The sequence below is a fragment of the Nostoc sp. JL33 genome, from assembly GCF_017114985.1.
GTDB lineage: Bacteria > Cyanobacteriota > Cyanobacteriia > Cyanobacteriales > Nostocaceae > Nostoc.
In genome coordinates this window covers 154,967-171,876 of the sequence record NZ_JABXKP010000049.1, presented here as the reverse complement: position 1 = coordinate 171,876, position 16,910 = coordinate 154,967, and the positions used below count along the sequence as shown (strand labels likewise).

Here is a 16,910-nt window from a genome sequence, read left to right as displayed (position 1 = left end):
TATACTTTACTTGCAGTTGCAGAAATGCAATAAACTACAATTATTATTTTCCATCCTCCAGTATTAATGTAGACTCAGCAGTACGTCCAAATTCTTCTGGTGCATATTGCAAGTGAACTTGGGCACCAGGCCAAGAAAATGTCCCAGGAGTCACAGAACGGACTAAGTAATGCAAGCTATAAACTCCTGGTTCTAGGTGGTCGGCATAGGCGATAATGCGATCGCGGTACACATTCTTAAACCCAAGTTCCCAGCTATCGGCTTTTGCTTGTAATGCAGCTGTGGTAGTTTGAAAACTCGCATCCACCGCCTCAAAACCCGATGGTAGCGGATCTTTAATTACTATATGATCTACGGGATGATCGGCGATGATTTCTAAACCAATATCAAACACCTGTCCAGAGGTTAAAGTCAAGGGTTTATCGAAAGCATAAAGACCTGTTTTTTGTAAAACTTTCTCTTTATTTACTTGACTAATTTCTCGTGTTATGCGTAAGCCGTTAAATCTGCCTGATTGATTTCCTTGCAAGCGATAATTATAAGCAACCAGATAGTGCAAAGTGCCATTACCTGATTTTTGCAGCGTTAAATCATTACGGCCACGAGGTAATTTATTCATCGGCACATTTAGCTGTAAACTAGGATTTTGATAGCCTTCAAAGCGATTTTCTCCTAACTTATTACCAGCTAATTGCACTGTGGCAACAAAATTAGGCGGCGTGGGTTGCAGTTGGCTATATTCTACCAAAGCTGTTAAGGCTTGAGCATTATTATAGTTAGTTTGCCATGTGCCATTCCGTCGTAATGCGAGAAGACTTTGGAATAACTTATCTATAACTTCGGGTTTACTCTGCTTGGCAATAAATAATCGTAAAGCTTCCGCCTGCGTCGCGGTAGATGAACTCATCCATCCCCAACTATCTGGTAAACTTACAACTGCTGTGCGACCAGTTTCATAGATATTTTGTTGTAATGTGTTCACCATCTGTTGAGATTCATCTTGCCATTCTGGGAATTGAGATAAGTATCGCGCTAGTTTAATTTGAGTTACGACATCAAAGTTATTGCGTTGTCCATAAATATCTGCAAGAAAAGTATTGCGTTTTTCCCCAATTTGTGAAAGTGCGATTAAAGCATTAAGTTGCAGTTGTCTTTTACATAATTGCTGTTTGCAAAAATCGTATTCTCCAGGATTCGCCAGAACTTTTTGCAAATAAGCTTTCAGGCGAGACACCATTGCAGAATAGACTAAATTAGGGAACACCTGACTGGCTTTAGCCAAAGATTCACCTGTATAAGAAGAAACCCAAGGGTCGGATTTCTCTTGTCCGGGAAAAGCAGCAAAACCACCATCTGCTATTTGGAGTTTTTGTAATTTTTCAATTGATTTACTTGCCTGTTGGCTAGGATTAAATTCTGCAAATGCCTGACCATATTTTTGGGCAATAGTTTGCAAATTAGCCGCAATTATTAACTGACTTGCAGCAGGTTCAGTAAACGGCAAATCATCATCTTCTAAAACTTGCTTTGCTGATGCTTTAATCTCCGTTATCAAAGTACTCGCCAATTGAATATCTAAACCTCCCGCATCAGGGAAAGTATTTTTATCAACATTCAGAGGAATCTTCACCTCTTTTTCAGTGACACCAGTTTCAACGACTTGTTCTGTAATTTCAATTGGCTTAATTTCCAAAGGAACTTCAAAAGCATCTGCGGCTGTATTTAGCTGAGTGGTAAAGCGAACTTTAGCAACTCCCACACTATCCGCCAGGATTGGAAAGCGATAAGCATGAGTTGCAGATTCAGCTTTGGTTTGCAAAGAAGTATTTGTGGGGTTTTTATCAACAAACTTCACATTACCGCTAAGTTCGCCATTAATTGAGAGATTTCCTGTAGTCCCAGTGTTATTAGTTACAGATAAACCAGCGAGGATGCGATCGCCTGGACGGGCAAATTGTGGCAAGATGGCATTAGTTAGCAGTGGCTTTGTGGTGATAAACGTCGCGTCCCCATTCCCGAAACGCAGATTTCCATCGGTGGCGACAGCCATCACCCGCCATGTAGTTAAGTCGTCCGGGAGTTTAAAGGTTATCTGTGCAGTACCATTTGTATCGGTGAGGACAGAACCGTTGTAGTAAGCTAAGGCTTGAAAATCGGTGCGGGTACGAGTATTAGCTGCACCGGTAGAGAAACCACCGCCATAACCCCAACCTTTGGGTTTAGCTACATCTTGTGGTTGTAAAATTACATCTGGTCGATTATCGCTAAAGCGGGTAGATATTGGCTGTTCTGCATAAACTGTATCTACCAAATCTGGCGGACGATAACCAGAAAGTTGTAACACCGCTTCATTTACCACCATGACTGTAAACTGTCCTTTGGTGGGGTTTCCTTGATTGTCCTTCAATTCTAATTGAACTGTTTCCTCTGCACCAGGTTCTAGTGATGCTTGCACTGGTTTAACTTGGAGTTTTAAATACTTATCTTCTAAGTTAACTTTAAAAGGTGTAAAACCAATCTTCACCAAGTTTTCTAAACTTCCCGCTTCTACTTGGTTTATGGGTTTACCTTGTCTGACTAACACAGCTTCAATGGCTGCATTTGGCAGCATTTCTGGCGTAACTTGAAACTGGATTTTTGGTGTGCCTCCCTGAACTTTGATAATTTGCTGATAAAGAGGCTTGTCTTTAATTACAGCAAAGTACAATTCTGCGTCTGGATAGGGAGATTGAATTAGTGCAGTAGCAGTTTCACCAGGTTTGAACTCTTTTTTATCTAATTTAACTTCTAAGATATCTTCTTCTCTAGAACCCCAAAATACGGGATTTCCTCCAGTTGCCCAAATTTGTAAATCTGTGGCGCTTAATTCGCCTTTGGCATCGCTAAAATTAACTCTAATCCGATATGAAGCAGATTCCGGTGCTGTCAAATTTACCGATTGCGGATTGCTAGCAGATGTAATTTCAGCTTGTCCGACTGTTTTATATTCAACTTGATTTTTTGGCGTTCGGCTACCTTCCACCAACTGCGTGACGCTGCTGTATTTAATCTGTTGTAATTCCAGGCGTACCCGTTGACCTGTTATCGGTTTTCCTGTAGGGTCAGTAACAATCACTTCAATGGGAAAAGCCTTACCAGCATCAGCGATGAAATTACTTTTTAACCCGATAAGACGATTACTTGGTAAAGCTGTAAAAGTTTTAGAATTCGCTACAGACAGATTAGAAACATCTGCAACTTGCACATCTACTCGGTAAGTCATCGGATATGGTAAATCATTAGCCACATTCACAGTCTGACTACTTTTACCATTAACATCTAGTTGGGCATTAGTTTGCAACACATCACTAGATATGGTAGGAGTTTCCTCCGGCCACAACCATTGTCTACCAAAAGTAAATTCCTCCCAACCTTTAGGAATAAAATTAGCCTGCTGGCGAGTAATAAAATATTTTGCTTGGCCACCTTCTACAGGCGCACCAAATAAATAATTACTTGTGGCATTAATATCAACTTTCTCGTCAATGAGAGCAAATTCTTTATCTAAGTTGAGTTCGACTTTAAAATTGGGTGGCTTAAACTCAGCTACTCGAAATTCTCCAGAAATTTCTTGCCCATTCTTTCCCTTCGCCTGGATTGTATAGTAGCCTAAACGCTGAGTAGTTTTAATTGGCATTTTCAGAGAAAAAGTGCCAAATTCATTTGTAGTTTGCGTACCTAAATTGGTCTTTTCTCCATCAGGATTTACCAGAGTTAATTGGTAACCAGCATTTTTATCTTGCTGAATTGCACCCTTTTGTAAGTAGTCAGTAAACCCAGTCAACCAAGCTTTTTCGCCTGGTTGATACAACTGTCTATCCGAGAAAATTACTCCGCGTGATTCTGGTTTACCAACTTGCCAACCCGCATCAATACCATATCCATAACTGCCGCTATATTCTTCTGTTCTAGCAAATGCCCAATCTTGATTTTCACGGGCAATTACTAATAATTGCGGTGATTTACTAGAGCTTTCATTTCCAGAATAACATTGCGGTAATGCTTCACGAACAATTCTAAAAATTCCATTGTCATCAGTTTTACCTGTTGCACAAGGCATAGGTTCCGGGCGAGATTTCGCCTGTAATTTTGATTGATAAATTTCCACAGCAGCCGCTTTCACTGGCGAACCATCTGTAAGATGATTCACGCGAATTAAGCCTGATTCAGGAAACCACTGAGTAAATACGCCCAAATTCGTCAATTCAACTAAACCGTAAGTTGTCGGTTCCCGCCACAGTTCCTTACCATTCTCCTGATATTTATTAGTGCGGGCTTGCACTCCGTAAGCTAACATTCCCGTAGCAGCACTTATTTTTTCTCGGAGAGGAACAGCAATGTCAACTGATTGATTTTTCTTACCCGATACCTGAAAGCTTTGCCAATCAGAAGGTTGTGGTAATAAATCACTACTATTATTAAAATAAACTAAATCTGTCGGTTTAACTACTCGATAAGCTGCTTTGTATTTAGATTCTGGCAGATTTCCCGCACTAATATTTAGCTGTAAATCTTTACTTGTGGGGAAAATATTCAAATCTGATGGTACCCAGATATCCCCAGCTAAATCTCCAGTATCATATTTAAGTGTGACAGGTTTACCCAAAGTCTGTCCAAACTTATCTTTGAGATTAGCACCGATAGTAATTGTATAAGTCTTGGCGGGTTCTAGCGCATAAGGATTGATGCCGACAATTTTATCTTCATCATTTACTTGTAGAATTCTCGAAATTTCTTTCGGTGCTGGATTAATCGTAATATTTTCTTTAGCTGAATCTGGGAGTAAGATATTATTAAATTCTAACTGTGGACTCCCTTTAAGAAATCTTCCAAATGTTCCCCCCGAATCTGGCTGTCCGTAAAAGTTAATTTTCTGAAATGCCAAAGGCGAATAAGTTGCTAACTTACTGGCAAATTCTTTCTCTGTAGCTAGATTACCATAATCAGGACGTATTCCGGGAGAAAATACCAGGCGATAACGAGTTGCTTTTTCGAGATTTTGCTGGGGGATGAGGTTATAAATCCAATTGCGTGCTGAAGGGTCAAATTTTTCTAAAGGGTCTTCTTCATTTTTTAATGGTTTTTCTTGTTTGTTTAATTCAACTTTAAAGCTTACACCCTTGTTTTGTCCTTCGGGGATTAACTGTAAATGTTCTTGTAGAGAAGCTAAATCCAATTCTACATTTGAAGTAAACTGTAACTTCTGCTGTAAATCAATTGGTTCAATATCAGCCTTTTCAATGGGATTGACACCAGGTAAATTAGTCAGGTTGATAGATTCGGTATTGAAAGTCCAAGGTAAATCTTTGTCTAGGTGATGATTTTTTAAATCGGCTAAACCTGCTTTGAGAGTGACTTGAAATCTTGTCGCTATTGGCAATGCTTTATCAGCTTGAAATCCCACCATACGCGGTGTTAAAAAGCGAAATTGACCGGGTAAAGGCGGCGAAAGGGCAAATTTTTGTAATATTTTTTGCTGTTCTGGACTATCAAGACTTTCAACTGGGATTAAAGCTTCTTTAAAACGGATGCGGATTTGGTTAAGAGATTTCGCATCCCCAATCGGGCTAATTTGTTCAATCCAATCTGGTAATTTCGGCGGCGTGAGTGGGGAAACTGTTGGGAGTTGTTCTTTACTTGAGTTGATCCCAAAAAAATTACACCCTGTCATTCCTAGCATAAATGTAAAGAGAAGAATAAACTGTATTTTTCTCTTGCGACTTGAGGAATGTGCAATTTTTTTTAACGAACCTCGAAGGATGCGTTCGCGCAGCGTCTCGCAGAGAAGGACGCGTTCACGAAGGAAGAGGTGGAGAATTTTATAGTAGCAACGGAGTAAAAATCTAATAATCATATTTTTAGTAATTAAAAATTCACAAATTATAGCTAACAAAAGTTCGCACTACCTCGTTGATTGGGCAATGCCAAGCTAATAAATAACCAAGGCTAACTAGTTATTTATACTCAAGTTTGTATTTAAATATGTTTATTTACATTGATAACTAACTCCGTGTAATTGTTTCGCGAAATAACTACAATTCTTAACTATAAAGAAGTATTTAAATTTGGCAAACATGAATTTCTATCTGCTAAATTAGGAACAATGAATTATAAATGTAAGTAAGTCGGCGTCAAAATTAAGGTAGGTTTTCTTGTACAGGGGATTCCCTGATGAAATTAATTTCACGATCGCTACTCAAATTTAAGCACACTAGTAAGATTATCCTAGCTGGGCTGCTAATCTGTCTGGTGGTACGCCTATTACCTTATTTTGTGCCCATTCGTACCGCAGATATTGCCCAAAATCAGTTGGCAATGCAATTTAGCGATCGCAATGGTTTACCATTAGGAATACTACTCACCCGTGACCAAGAGCATACATCAGTAGTACCACTAAATCAAGTTTCGCCCCAGTTTATCCATGCGATTTTAGCCGCCGAAGATGGCAGCTTTTACCATCACGGCGCGTTGGATATGAAAGCTGTTATCCGCGCCAGCAAAGAAGCCATCCACGCCAAAAGAATTGTTTCCGGCGCTTCCACTATTACTATGCAATTAGCGCGGATGTTAGATCCTGTGCCGCGCAGCTTCTCTGGTAAACTGAGTGAGATTTGGTTATCTTGGCGGTTAACAGCAGGGATGAATAAAGATGAAATCCTGGCTGCATATATCAATCGGCTACCGATGGGAGGGAATATATATGGTGTGGAAGCAGCCGCGCAGACTTATTTTTCCATCCCAGCTAGTGAATTGAATCTTGCCCAAGCTAGTTTGTTGGCTGCTATCCCCAATAATCCCACATACTTTAACCCTTATGAGCATTGGGAACGGCTGAAGCAGCGACAAAAATACGTCCTCAATCGTATGGTACAGGAAAGTTATATTAGTGGAGCGAACGCAGCACGAACACACACCGAAAAAGTTGTGTTTCAGTCTCGCCAGCGAGGAATTATCGCCGCACCACACTTCTTATTTTGGTTAGCTAGTCAGCTGTCTGAAATGCAAACAGAAGAAATTTCCCCGCGTCTCCAAAATTCCCCCATCCGCACGACTATAAATCGCCCTTTACAGCAGTTTGTCGAAGCACAGGTACAGCAGGTAATTTCTTCTCTAGCCGCCAACAACGTCCATGATGCAGCTGCGTTAGTGATTGACAACCGCACTGGTGAAGTTTTGGCTTATGTCGGTTCACCTGATTACTTTAATGAAGCAAAATTGGGGCGTAATGATGGAGTGCAGGCGCTACGTCAACCAGGATCTACCCTCAAGCCTTTTATCTATGAATTAGCTTTAGAAAAAGGTTTAATTCGTCCGAATACCATTTTACCAGATGTACCCGCCCATTACGCTATTCCCGGCGCGAAACTTTACAGCCCAACAGATTATACCGAACGCTTTCTTGGGCCTGTGCGCGTGCGAATCGCCTTAGCAAATTCCTTGAATGTACCCGCAGTACGCGTGTTAGAAAAAGTAGGTGTGGAAACTTTCTTAGAACGTCTGCATCAACTGGGATTTGAACACCTCAATCAAACACCAGAACATTATGGTTTGGGTTTGACTCTAGGTAGTGGCGAAGTCAGTCTTTGGGAATTAGCCCGTGCCTATCTGACCATAGCACGACAAGGAGATGCCACCCCTTTAGTCAGTACATTTTCCAATTCCCCACTCCCCACTCCCTACTCCCTACTCCCCAAGCACACAATATGGCAACTAATTACTAACATACTCAGCGATCGCCATGCTCGTGCAACAGCATTTGGTGTAGACTCAGTGTTAAATTTACCCTTTCCTTCTGCTGTTAAAACTGGCACTTCTTCCAATTATCGTGATACTTGGACAGTTGGCTTCACTACCGATTACACCGTTGCTACTTGGGTAGGCAATTTCAACGGCGAACCGATGCGACAAGTTTCAGGTGTTACAGGGGCTGCACCCTTGTGGAATCGGATTATGTTACATCTGCACGAACATCAAGAACCAGCAGGTTTTCCGTCTCCAGAAGGTTTAGTGCAACTACCTGTTTGTGCAATTTCCGGGTTACGGCCAACACCAGATTGTACCTCAGTGGTGCAGGAATATTTCTATCCTGAAGATAAAAGTAACTACGAAGGTGAAAATCAATTCAATTTACCGCCAGAGTATGATGAGTGGTTGGCAAAACAACAGCAACCGAATTTTACTTCTACCAATTTGAGAATTTTATCTCCGCATCATGGCGATTTATTCTTACTATATCCAGGTGAAGAAGCGAAGCAAAAACTCGAATTTAAGCTAGCGGGAAATAAATCTGCGCCTGTGGAGTGGTGGCTGAATGGTGAAAAGCTAGATACAGCTTCAGCTAATTCTTTATTTTGGTATCTGCGTCCTGGTAATTGGACTTTGTTAGCGAGAAGTGGGGAAATGAGCGACAAAGTAAGTTTTCAGGTGGAATTAGCTACTCTTAAACCCACGCGCCGGGGATTTTCTATTAGTAATTCTCCGGTAAGGATGAAGATAAAGGACTGATGCCAGTAAGCTAACAATAACTTGTATTTGAGTATCGCCACTTTTTGCTAAAACATCATATTAAATTCTAGCTTGCGTAAATTTACTAACGTAAATTTACTCGAAGAATTTTCTCCATAAAATTTAAATATTAGTGAATATACGAGTTACGTTTCACTTTTATCTCAATACGATGTAACCTAAATATAGGGATTCGACTTGAATTAATGATCAGCATACTAAGACTAAAACCTTTGTCCAGCAAAGCTTTTATTTCAAAAAGTTTTCATTAAGGGACTTCTAAATGAAAAAATACTCAATTACTTCTTGTGGGGTGGGTGTCTCACCCGCCCGTAGCCCAAGGCGGCCTTTTCCGTCCACCCCAGAAGTAGTAGTAATTTATTTGTTGGAAATCCCTAATCAAACCGGAGTTCTATATATGCTAGTTAAATCTAGGTAAGAGCAATATTAAGTAATACAACCTACAATTCAGAAATTTTCGAGTAACAACTAAACGTTTGCAGAAATTTATAAGCCAATTTCTGTAGGGGTTTTAGATAACATTTGGATGTTTTAAGACAATGCAGCAATCATGGTTTCATATACTTGCTGATAGTTGAGAGGCGAAAAATAGTGTTATTTCATTTTGAGTACTTGCCCGATTTTGTATGTTATTTGAATTCATGGGTAAGCAACTTCGTAGTCAGGGCTAAAGTCCTGACTACAAAACCTCTTGCACTAGCTTGACAAAGTACTACTGTAAATAGTAAATAAAATACTTGTTTTACTTGCAGTTACTTGCAATTGGCGCTCTTTTATCACTCTCGTTAGAGAATAATAAAACCTTATTTATCCGTTGGTTGCAAACAAGGACTTGTTGACTTTGCTGATCAAGCGAGGCTGCATCTTATTTTTCTCTCCTCAGAGACATAAAAGAGCGTTAGTCCTAGTTTGAAACCATTCTGAGCGTTTCTGGCGTTACTGGCTGCTACAACTAAGGCTCTAAACACAGCCTTAAGTGGAGTTCTCTATTTTTCTATCCACATCAAAAGGAAGTTGAAAATGTCAATTCTGTTTGCTTTACAGCGAAAACAGTGGCTCGGACAGATAGTATCTGTGCGGCTAGTTAGCTTGGCCCTGCTTACTACTGTGATCCCCTTCGAGGTTCTTTCCACCCCAGCGTTGGCCATCCCACCAGCTGCGTCTGTTAACACCAAGGTTAACGTGCCTAATACAATGAGTTATTGGCCCTTCAATATTAGCCGTTACTTGAAAGTGCCGCCCAATTTCTCCATCTCCGTTTATGCTCGCATTCGGGAAGCCCGCTTTATAGCAGTTGCTCCCAATGGCAATCTTCTAGTATCACAGCCCAGTACCGGTAAAGTGTTAATTGTCAGGGCAAATGGCAGCAAAGACCCAATTATTTCTGACTTCGTGACAGGTCTACGCAGGCCGCACGACATTGTGTTTCACACGATTAACAACACCACATACATTTATATCTCTGAGAATAATCAAATTAACCGCTTCATCTACAAATCTGGAGACATAACCGCGCACAATCGCCAAGTTGTCGTCGCCGGCTTACCAGACGGCAGCAGATCGGAACTCAAAGGTGCTTACGCTCACGAACTGAAAAATATCGCACTCGATACCAACCACAAACTATACGTGTCCATCGCCTCGGCGTGCAACGCCTGCGTCGCAGATACTGTCAGTAATCCACGGCGCGGTGCGATTTACCAGTACAACGCTGATGGAAGCAATCCGCGGCTTTTTGCCCAAGGTTTACGCAATGCAGAAGGACTGGCATTCCTCCCTGGCACAAATGACCTCTGGGTAGGCGTTAATAATCGAGACGAAATCACCTATCCCTTCAAGGATGCCACTAACAACTACGGTAAGATTATCCCGTCCTACGTGGACAACCACCCGGCAGAGGAGTTCACGCGAGTCCGAGATGGCGGTAACTACGGTTGGCCATTCTGTAACCCTAATCCTGACACCGCAAGTCGCTTTTACTATATGCCCTTCGATCGCGACTCTAAGTTAAATGCTGATGGAAATGTTAATTGCAATGCGATGGACAAGATTATCAGAGGTATCCAAGCGCATTCGGCTCCGTTGGGACTAACCTTCTTACAAAATACGAAGTTTCCCAGCCTTTACTCAAATGGGGTAGTGCTAGGGCTGCACGGCTCATGGAATCGGCAGCCAAAAAGTGGCTATGTTGGCTATAAAATAGCTTACTTTCCTTGGGACAGTACGACAAAGATCCCAGGGGATCAGATAGATTTAGTCAGCGGCTGGACACTTCCAGTAACGGAAAAATACTGGGGGCGACCCGTGGATACGGCAGTAGATCAGCAAGGCAATTTGTTAATCTCAGATGACTACAGTGGCACGATCTACAAACTCTCCTACAATCGGTCACGCTGATTTGTCATAGGACGTGGAAAAGGGGGAATGGTTCGCAAATGATGTTAGCGAATCACTCCCCAGATAAAAATGATTTCCAGATTTCATCCCATTTCACACAAACTCTGTCTGATATATAAGTAGTAAGACAAAATTAATTACACAAAATTTAATCTCAAACCCTTATCCAGCCTAAAATTTAATTTTATAAGTAAGGTTAATGGTTCTAGTCGTAGCCGATTTGAATCCAGCAACAAATGATCATAGCGATCGCAGTCTGCGATGTAATATAGGCTTTGGTAGCAACGCACAGATGTTCGCCCTCATAACAGATGGGGAAAGTGTCAAAGTCTATATAAAAGCAACAAACTCAAACTATGACTCAGCAACCAACTGATCTAGACAATAAAGCTGTATTTGAGCAGTTGTGGGGAATTACCAAAGAACTCCACCAAAAACTAGAGGCTCGTTTTCAGTTACATCCAGACCCTTCTACACAAGATTTACAGCAATACCGTAGTCTCGATGGGAATATCAACGGCTCGCTGACCACTTTTTTCGGGTCAGAAATTGACTGGCTAGTTCATTCGTGGCTGGGAAATCCTGAAAGTTCAAACTTCAGCACCATGCGTCTCACCACTTGGTTGAAGTCACATATTCAGGTTCCTCATTTAGCGTTTGAGTTTGGCACACTTCCAAATATTTTCTTTTATATAGATTACATCCCCCGGACTGAGCTTTTAACCGATTTGGCATATCTTGATCGCTACTATGAGCCAGTTAACCAAACATTCTTGAAGTTGCAGTCCGATTCGCGCCTCAAGGTATTTACCAGCAAAAGTGTGTATGTTCGCCTATTTCAATCGCCTGTTAGCTTGTGCTACACCGGCGCACCTACTTTTGATACCCTGGAACTAACTCGCACACTTGCACATGAAACACTTGATCGCTGGTTAACTTGGGTAGATGCAGCTGAACCTGTGCCAGAAGATGCACGCGATGCTTTGGCAGTTCGTGATTTGTCGCTCCGCCGGATCAGTGCTGAACGTGATCCAGGTAATAAATTTGCTGCACAGATGTTTGGATCGGAATTGACAGATAGACTTGTGCGATCGCTCTGGGGTGGCGTAGGCGTAGCCCAAACTAGGCATCGCATTCTCTGAAGTGGTCATTTCTCTTTTGTCAGTTGTCCTTTGCTAATGACCAATGACGACTAATTTACAATCCTACCGCGCTTTGCCACAGTGTACTAATCCGATCACAGACTCTCGTAGGTGAGTTCCGCATTTGCCCAGTTGGTTTCTGCCAGAAATTCCCTAAATGTGGTCAGAAGTCCAGGAAACTCCTCTTCTCGTAAATGCTGGACATCGGCTTGATAACCTTGTTTGCGATACCACTGAATCAAATCGAACAGTTCTTTTTGCAGCAAGAGTAAGAAAATCCAGGCGGGTGTCTCTTTGTAGACAACTTTCATCCCCTGCGCTTGAGAAAATGCCTCTGCCATCTCAAGAGGAGTCAGCACATCGCCAGCTAGCTCAATTTCTTGACCAATATACTTGGTGGGATGTTTGATTACGTAGGCAGCAACGCGGCCCATGTCCTTGGTTGTAATTAGATGAAGGGGCTTGTGTGGCTGAATGGAAAATGGGAAACTACCTTTGAGGATGGAAGGTCGCGTGTACTTCTTCCAAAACTCCTCCATAAACAAGCAGGCTCGCAACATAGTAGTCGGTAAGCCAGCTTGTTTGAGAATTTTCTCTACTTGATACTTTTGCTGAATGCGGGGGATTCCTGAATTCCTATCCGCCCCACCTGCGGAATTATAGACAAAGTGCTTAATGTCAGCTTGCTTGCTAACTTGTGCAACTCGCCTTGCTCTCTCCACCTCTAGCGGGTCAATTTTAGTGGAGTCCGCAGAAGTAGCATGGCAGTAAACAACCGAAATCCCTGCAAAGGCTGCTATCAGGGAGGCTTCATCGTCGAGGTTGGCTTTTACCAGTTCAACTTTGGCATCGTTGAGCTTTGCAAGAGTTGGACGATTAAGGTCAATTTCTCTAGTGATGACTCGCAGGTTGGTAACTCCCTGTTCGAGAAATCCCTTAACGACATTTCCACCTGTGCCGCCAGTAACACCGATAAGTAAGATTTTATCGGTGTTTGACTCTGTGCGATCGCCCAAATTTGACATTCTCTCTTCTACCTAGAATTCTTTATTTAAATTAAGTTTATACAAACACAGGAGAAGCAAACAATAATTAAGTAGCAACCTGATTTAAACAATACAAATGTATTTGAGCAGTTGAGGAGTATTTAAGATTCACAACAAAAAGCCTGTTGCCCCGATGTACGTAAACTTAAATTAACGGCTGGTAAGGGTTCTAGAAAACTTTTCGAGCTACTAACATTAGCTCGTCTTCGCACGGTGGCTGATGAGATGATTGATCGCTGGTTCAAGTGGGTAGATGAAGCTGAATCCGTACCAGATGATCAGCATGTTGCTTTGTCTAACCGTAATTTAATTGTGCGCCGGGCGATCGCAGAACGCCACCCAGACAACCAAATCACTGTGCGGCTATTTTGAGCAGAAATAACAGATAAACTTGTACGATGCCGAAGGCATCGCATTCTCTGAGTAGCATTACGCCGCGATCGCCGCCGACCGAGGTTAAATAATTTACTTGCACGCCAACGGTTTGAGCTATACGCCGAAAGTTACCGCCAATCAAACTTTTACCCTGCTAATACTATGCTAGAAAAAGAACTAGACCGCAAACACTTCCTCCAAACGCAGCAAGCCACCATTGAGCGCTTAACTAACCTGGGGATAATTTGTAATCGGGGAATGGGCAAACAGGGCATTGGGTATGGGGAAATAAATAATAAATAACTCTTGACAAATGACCAATGACAAAACCAATAGAAGTCCGTAATCCCCGAACTGGCAAATATGACTACGTAATTATCCCACCGCCCACAAAGCTGCTGGTACAGCAATGTAAGCGCACGCGCCGGGCGCAAGTTCGCTGGCAACAGTTGGGTTTAGAGGGGAGAATTGAAGCTTTACAGCAGTGGAAACAAGCGATATTATCTGGACGCGATCGCCTCACAGAAGCTTTGGTAAATGATACGGGAAGATTGTCAGCCTCAGTATTAGAAATAGACTCCTTCCTCTCTAGTATTGATCGCTGGTGTAAATTAGCGCCGGAATTATTGCAAGAATCTGCAAAAAATACAGCGATTCCCTTTATCGCCTTGCAACAAACATCCGTTCCTTATCCCCTAGTTGGGATAATTAGTCCGTGGAATTTTCCGCTATTGCTGTCTACCATTGATACCATTCCCGCATTGTTGGCGGGTTGTGCTGTGATTGTCAAACCCAGTGAAATTGCTCCCCGCTTCGTAGCACCAATGATTACAGCACTCAACGCCGTTCCCAGACTGCACGATGTATTAACTTTTGTTGAAGGAGCAGCCGCAACCGGATCTGCTTTGATTGAAAATGTAGATTTGGTATGTTTTACAGGCAGTGTAGCCACGGGGCGAAAAGTAGCAGAAGCTGCTGCTAAACGGTTTATTCCAGCTTTTTTAGAATTAGGGGGAAAAGATCCGGCGATCGTCTTGCAATCAGCCAATTTAGAATTAGCAACCTCAGCAATATTGTGGGGTTCCGTCGTCAACACCGGACAGTCATCCCTTTCAATTGAGCGAATTTATGTTGCTGAATCCATATTTGAAAAGTTTTACCATCAATTAGTAGCCAAAGCTTATCGCCTTGGGCTAGCCTATCCTACAGTCGAAAGTGGAGAAATTGGCCCGATCATCACCGAAAGACAAGCAGCAATTATTAGCGACCATCTCCTAGATGCAGTTGAAAAAGGAGCAGTAATTCACTGCGGCGGTGTAGTTGAGGACTTAGGTGGGGGTTGGTGGTGTCGTCCGACAGTTCTCACCCAGGTTGACCATTCCATGAAAGTGATGACCGAAGAGACTTTCGGCCCAATTATGCCAGTGATGCCTTTTTCCACAGTAGAACAAGCAGTCTCTTTAGCGAACGACTCAATTTATGGATTGAGTGCTGCTGTATTTGCCTTAGAAGCAGAAGCCTTAGAAGTTGCCCACCAGATAGATGCAGGTGGCATCAGTATCAACGATGCTGGACTCACCGCCATGATACATGAGGGAGAAAAAAACGCCTTTAAATTCTCTGGTTTGGGAGGGTCACGCATGGGCGCGGCGGCGTTGAAACGGTTCATGCGAAAAAAAGCTATTTTGATCAAAACTAACGCTACTAATGACCCTTGGTGGTTTGAGAATGGGGAGTGACCAATGCCATCATCACTATGCAACTCATTAGCGTAACCAATGGCGATCGCCTCTGCCACAGTTTCGTCTACGATAACTAAAGCACCTGGAAGAATTTTGATAGTTTTGGTTCAGAACACGAGCTTATTCGTTCAGAACACGAGCTTATTCGTTCAGAACACGAGCCTATTCGTTCAGAACACGAGCTTATTCGTTCAGAACACAAGCCTATTCGTTCAGAACACAAGCCTATTCGTTCAGAACACAAGTCTATTCGTTCAGAACACAAGTCTATTCGTTCAGAACACAAGTTCATTCGTTTACTTGGTCAATGGTCTGGTATTGAAGTATGGCAAAGACAGCCGGGAATATGAGATGACAGGCATCGCGGCTCGTTTCCATATCGTTTAACAATAAGTTGCACACTATAATAAATAGGGCAATCAAATGCTTTACTTGGAAGCTTGCCTGTATGTCTTATCCAAAACTAAGTGACGAAGAAATTATCCAACGTGGGAAAGAATTCTACGAAAAACATATCCGTTCCCAAGTTGAGACAGTAGAGAATATTGGCAAATTAATTTCCATCAATGTTGAAACAGGTGAATATGAAATTGGTGATGATTTGCTGGTAACAAGCCGTCGTTTGCAAGCCAAACAGCCTGATGCAGCAATTTGGGCAGAAAGGATTGGTTATGATGCCGTGTATGCTGTTGGTGGTTTATTAGTCAGGACGATACAGTGATACATGGGACGGTGGTTGGGCTTCAAGCACGAATGAGTGTTTTGGTTCGTTTGGAAGACAAGTCAGATATAGAAATTGAGTTTGTTATTGATACGGGGTTTGAAGGTTTTCTTACCTTGCCACCTGATCTGGTTGCAAAACTTAGCTTGCCATATAATTGCTAAAATTCAAGCAAATCTTGCCGACAACTCCAAAACTACAACAAATGCTCATGCAATAAAGATTGTTTGGAACGGTGCGGAGCGAGAAGTCATAGTGTTGGCGATGGGCCGTCGTCCTCTCCTGGGAACTTCACTACTTGCAGATTATCATTTCAGCATTGATTTTTATGAAGGTGGTACTGTCCTGGTTGATGAAATTTTGTAATCTTGCCAAAGTAAAGCATTCACGGTTGATGCCCATTGCTTGGCGTAGGCGTAGCCCGCCGGAGGCATCGCATCAATGCTTCAATTTTGGCATCTCTTATATATTTAGAATTAGGAAGTTGCCTTCAAACTATTAGAGAATCTACAGGAAACGTTCAACTCAACCTTTTTATATACAAAATAAAGACTATTAAAATTCCCTTTTTTTCAAACCAATTTCAACATAACATTGAAAATTTAGTTCAATCCGCACATATATCTTTGAGACAATCAAAAGTTATCTATCAACAAGCTGAGGATTTGCTGTTGTCGGAGCTTGGCTTGAAGGATTGGCAACCCACGGAAGAAACTGTTGCCGTCAAGAGTTTTGCTGAGTCGTTCCTGTCCTGCGATCGCCTTTATAGCCCTTCGGGCATCCTACGGCAGGCGCTAGCCTCTCCCTTTGGGAGAAGACCGCGCTGCTTCACCGCTCCGCGTCTACGTTAAAAAAATTGACTTTGACAAAGAGTTAAGCCTTAACCCAAGCGTATTGCATTAGCCTTGACAATAACAATCGT

At 42.2% G+C, this 16,910-nt stretch carries 11 protein-coding genes and 1 pseudogene; 10 read left to right on the top strand and 2 right to left on the bottom strand.

Annotation, left to right across the window (positions count from 1 at the left end; genetic code table 11):
* Positions 1 to 43: 43 nt before the first annotated feature.
* Positions 44 to 5,719, bottom strand: coding sequence for an alpha-2-macroglobulin family protein (locus HWQ23_RS13335; RefSeq protein ID WP_375466448.1), 5,676 nt, complete (start codon positions 5,717 to 5,719; stop codon positions 44 to 46).
* A 491-nt stretch (positions 5,720 to 6,210) separates the two neighbouring features.
* On the opposite strand from HWQ23_RS13335, the gene pbpC reads away from it, so the two are divergent.
* The 4 genes from pbpC (at position 6,211) to HWQ23_RS13315 (ending at position 12,104) form a co-directional block, all read left to right on the top strand.
* Positions 6,211 to 8,544 (top strand): penicillin-binding protein 1C, encoded by a 2,334-nt coding sequence (pbpC, locus tag HWQ23_RS13330; RefSeq protein ID WP_292828946.1) that lies wholly within the window; start codon positions 6,211 to 6,213, stop codon positions 8,542 to 8,544.
* Positions 8,545 to 9,585: 1,041 nt separating this feature from the next.
* On the top strand, positions 9,586 to 10,962 hold the full coding sequence (locus tag HWQ23_RS13325; RefSeq protein ID WP_292828944.1) for a PQQ-dependent sugar dehydrogenase: 1,377 nt from the start codon (positions 9,586 to 9,588) through the stop codon (positions 10,960 to 10,962).
* Between the two features lie 199 nt (positions 10,963 to 11,161).
* A complete protein-coding gene (locus HWQ23_RS13320) occupies positions 11,162 to 11,338 on the top strand; it encodes a hypothetical protein (RefSeq protein WP_292828930.1) in 177 nt (58 codons plus the stop codon).
* Complete coding sequence (locus HWQ23_RS13315) at positions 11,319 to 12,104, top strand: red chlorophyll catabolite reductase (protein ID WP_292828928.1); 786 nt, start codon at positions 11,319 to 11,321, stop codon at positions 12,102 to 12,104. Before HWQ23_RS13320 ends, HWQ23_RS13315 begins: the two co-directional genes overlap by 20 nt.
* A gap of 95 nt (positions 12,105 to 12,199) precedes the next feature.
* Here the strand turns inward: HWQ23_RS13315 and HWQ23_RS13310 are convergent, their stop codons facing one another.
* Complete coding sequence (locus HWQ23_RS13310) at positions 12,200 to 13,129, bottom strand: NmrA family NAD(P)-binding protein (protein ID WP_292828926.1); 930 nt, start codon at positions 13,127 to 13,129, stop codon at positions 12,200 to 12,202.
* Positions 13,130 to 13,363: 234 nt separating this feature from the next.
* Here HWQ23_RS13310 and HWQ23_RS13305 point away from each other — a divergent pair, with 234 nt between their 5' ends.
* The 6 genes and pseudogenes from HWQ23_RS13305 to HWQ23_RS13280 all read left to right on the top strand — a co-directional run bounded on the left by HWQ23_RS13305 (position 13,364) and on the right by HWQ23_RS13280 (position 16,839).
* On the top strand, positions 13,364 to 13,522 hold the full coding sequence (locus HWQ23_RS13305; protein ID WP_365741311.1) for a hypothetical protein: 159 nt from the start codon (positions 13,364 to 13,366) through the stop codon (positions 13,520 to 13,522).
* Between the two features lie 54 nt (positions 13,523 to 13,576).
* Positions 13,577 to 13,828: pseudogene (locus tag HWQ23_RS13300) on the top strand (hypothetical protein); the annotation flags it as partial.
* Positions 13,829 to 13,845: 17 nt separating this feature from the next.
* A complete protein-coding gene (locus tag HWQ23_RS13295) occupies positions 13,846 to 15,264 on the top strand; it encodes an aldehyde dehydrogenase family protein (RefSeq protein ID WP_292828924.1) in 1,419 nt (472 codons plus the stop codon).
* Positions 15,265 to 15,715: 451 nt separating this feature from the next.
* Positions 15,716 to 15,988: a hypothetical protein gene (locus HWQ23_RS13290; protein WP_292828922.1), complete on the top strand. Its 273-nt coding sequence runs from the start codon at positions 15,716 to 15,718 to the stop codon at positions 15,986 to 15,988.
* Positions 15,989 to 16,063: 75 nt separating this feature from the next.
* Positions 16,064 to 16,354: a clan AA aspartic protease gene (locus HWQ23_RS13285; protein WP_365741308.1), complete on the top strand. Its 291-nt coding sequence runs from the start codon at positions 16,064 to 16,066 to the stop codon at positions 16,352 to 16,354.
* Positions 16,355 to 16,614: 260 nt separating this feature from the next.
* A complete protein-coding gene (locus HWQ23_RS13280) occupies positions 16,615 to 16,839 on the top strand; it encodes a hypothetical protein (protein WP_292828920.1) in 225 nt (74 codons plus the stop codon).
* Positions 16,840 to 16,910 lie beyond the last annotated feature (71 nt).

Excerpts from the sequence above, each read along its gene's own strand:
- HWQ23_RS13335 (WP_375466448.1), bottom strand. The coding sequence starts at position 5,719 with ATGCTAGGAATGACAGGGTGTAATTTTTTTGGGATCAACTCAAGTAAA.
- pbpC (WP_292828946.1), top strand. The coding sequence starts at position 6,211 with ATGAAATTAATTTCACGATCGCTACTCAAATTTAAGCACACTAGTAAG.
- HWQ23_RS13325 (WP_292828944.1), top strand. The coding sequence starts at position 9,586 with ATGTCAATTCTGTTTGCTTTACAGCGAAAACAGTGGCTCGGACAGATA.
- HWQ23_RS13320 (WP_292828930.1), top strand. The coding sequence starts at position 11,162 with ATGGTTCTAGTCGTAGCCGATTTGAATCCAGCAACAAATGATCATAGC.
- HWQ23_RS13315 (WP_292828928.1), top strand. The coding sequence starts at position 11,319 with ATGACTCAGCAACCAACTGATCTAGACAATAAAGCTGTATTTGAGCAG.
- HWQ23_RS13310 (WP_292828926.1), bottom strand. The coding sequence starts at position 13,129 with ATGTCAAATTTGGGCGATCGCACAGAGTCAAACACCGATAAAATCTTA.
- HWQ23_RS13295 (WP_292828924.1), top strand. The coding sequence starts at position 13,846 with ATGACAAAACCAATAGAAGTCCGTAATCCCCGAACTGGCAAATATGAC.
- HWQ23_RS13290 (WP_292828922.1), top strand. The coding sequence starts at position 15,716 with ATGTCTTATCCAAAACTAAGTGACGAAGAAATTATCCAACGTGGGAAA.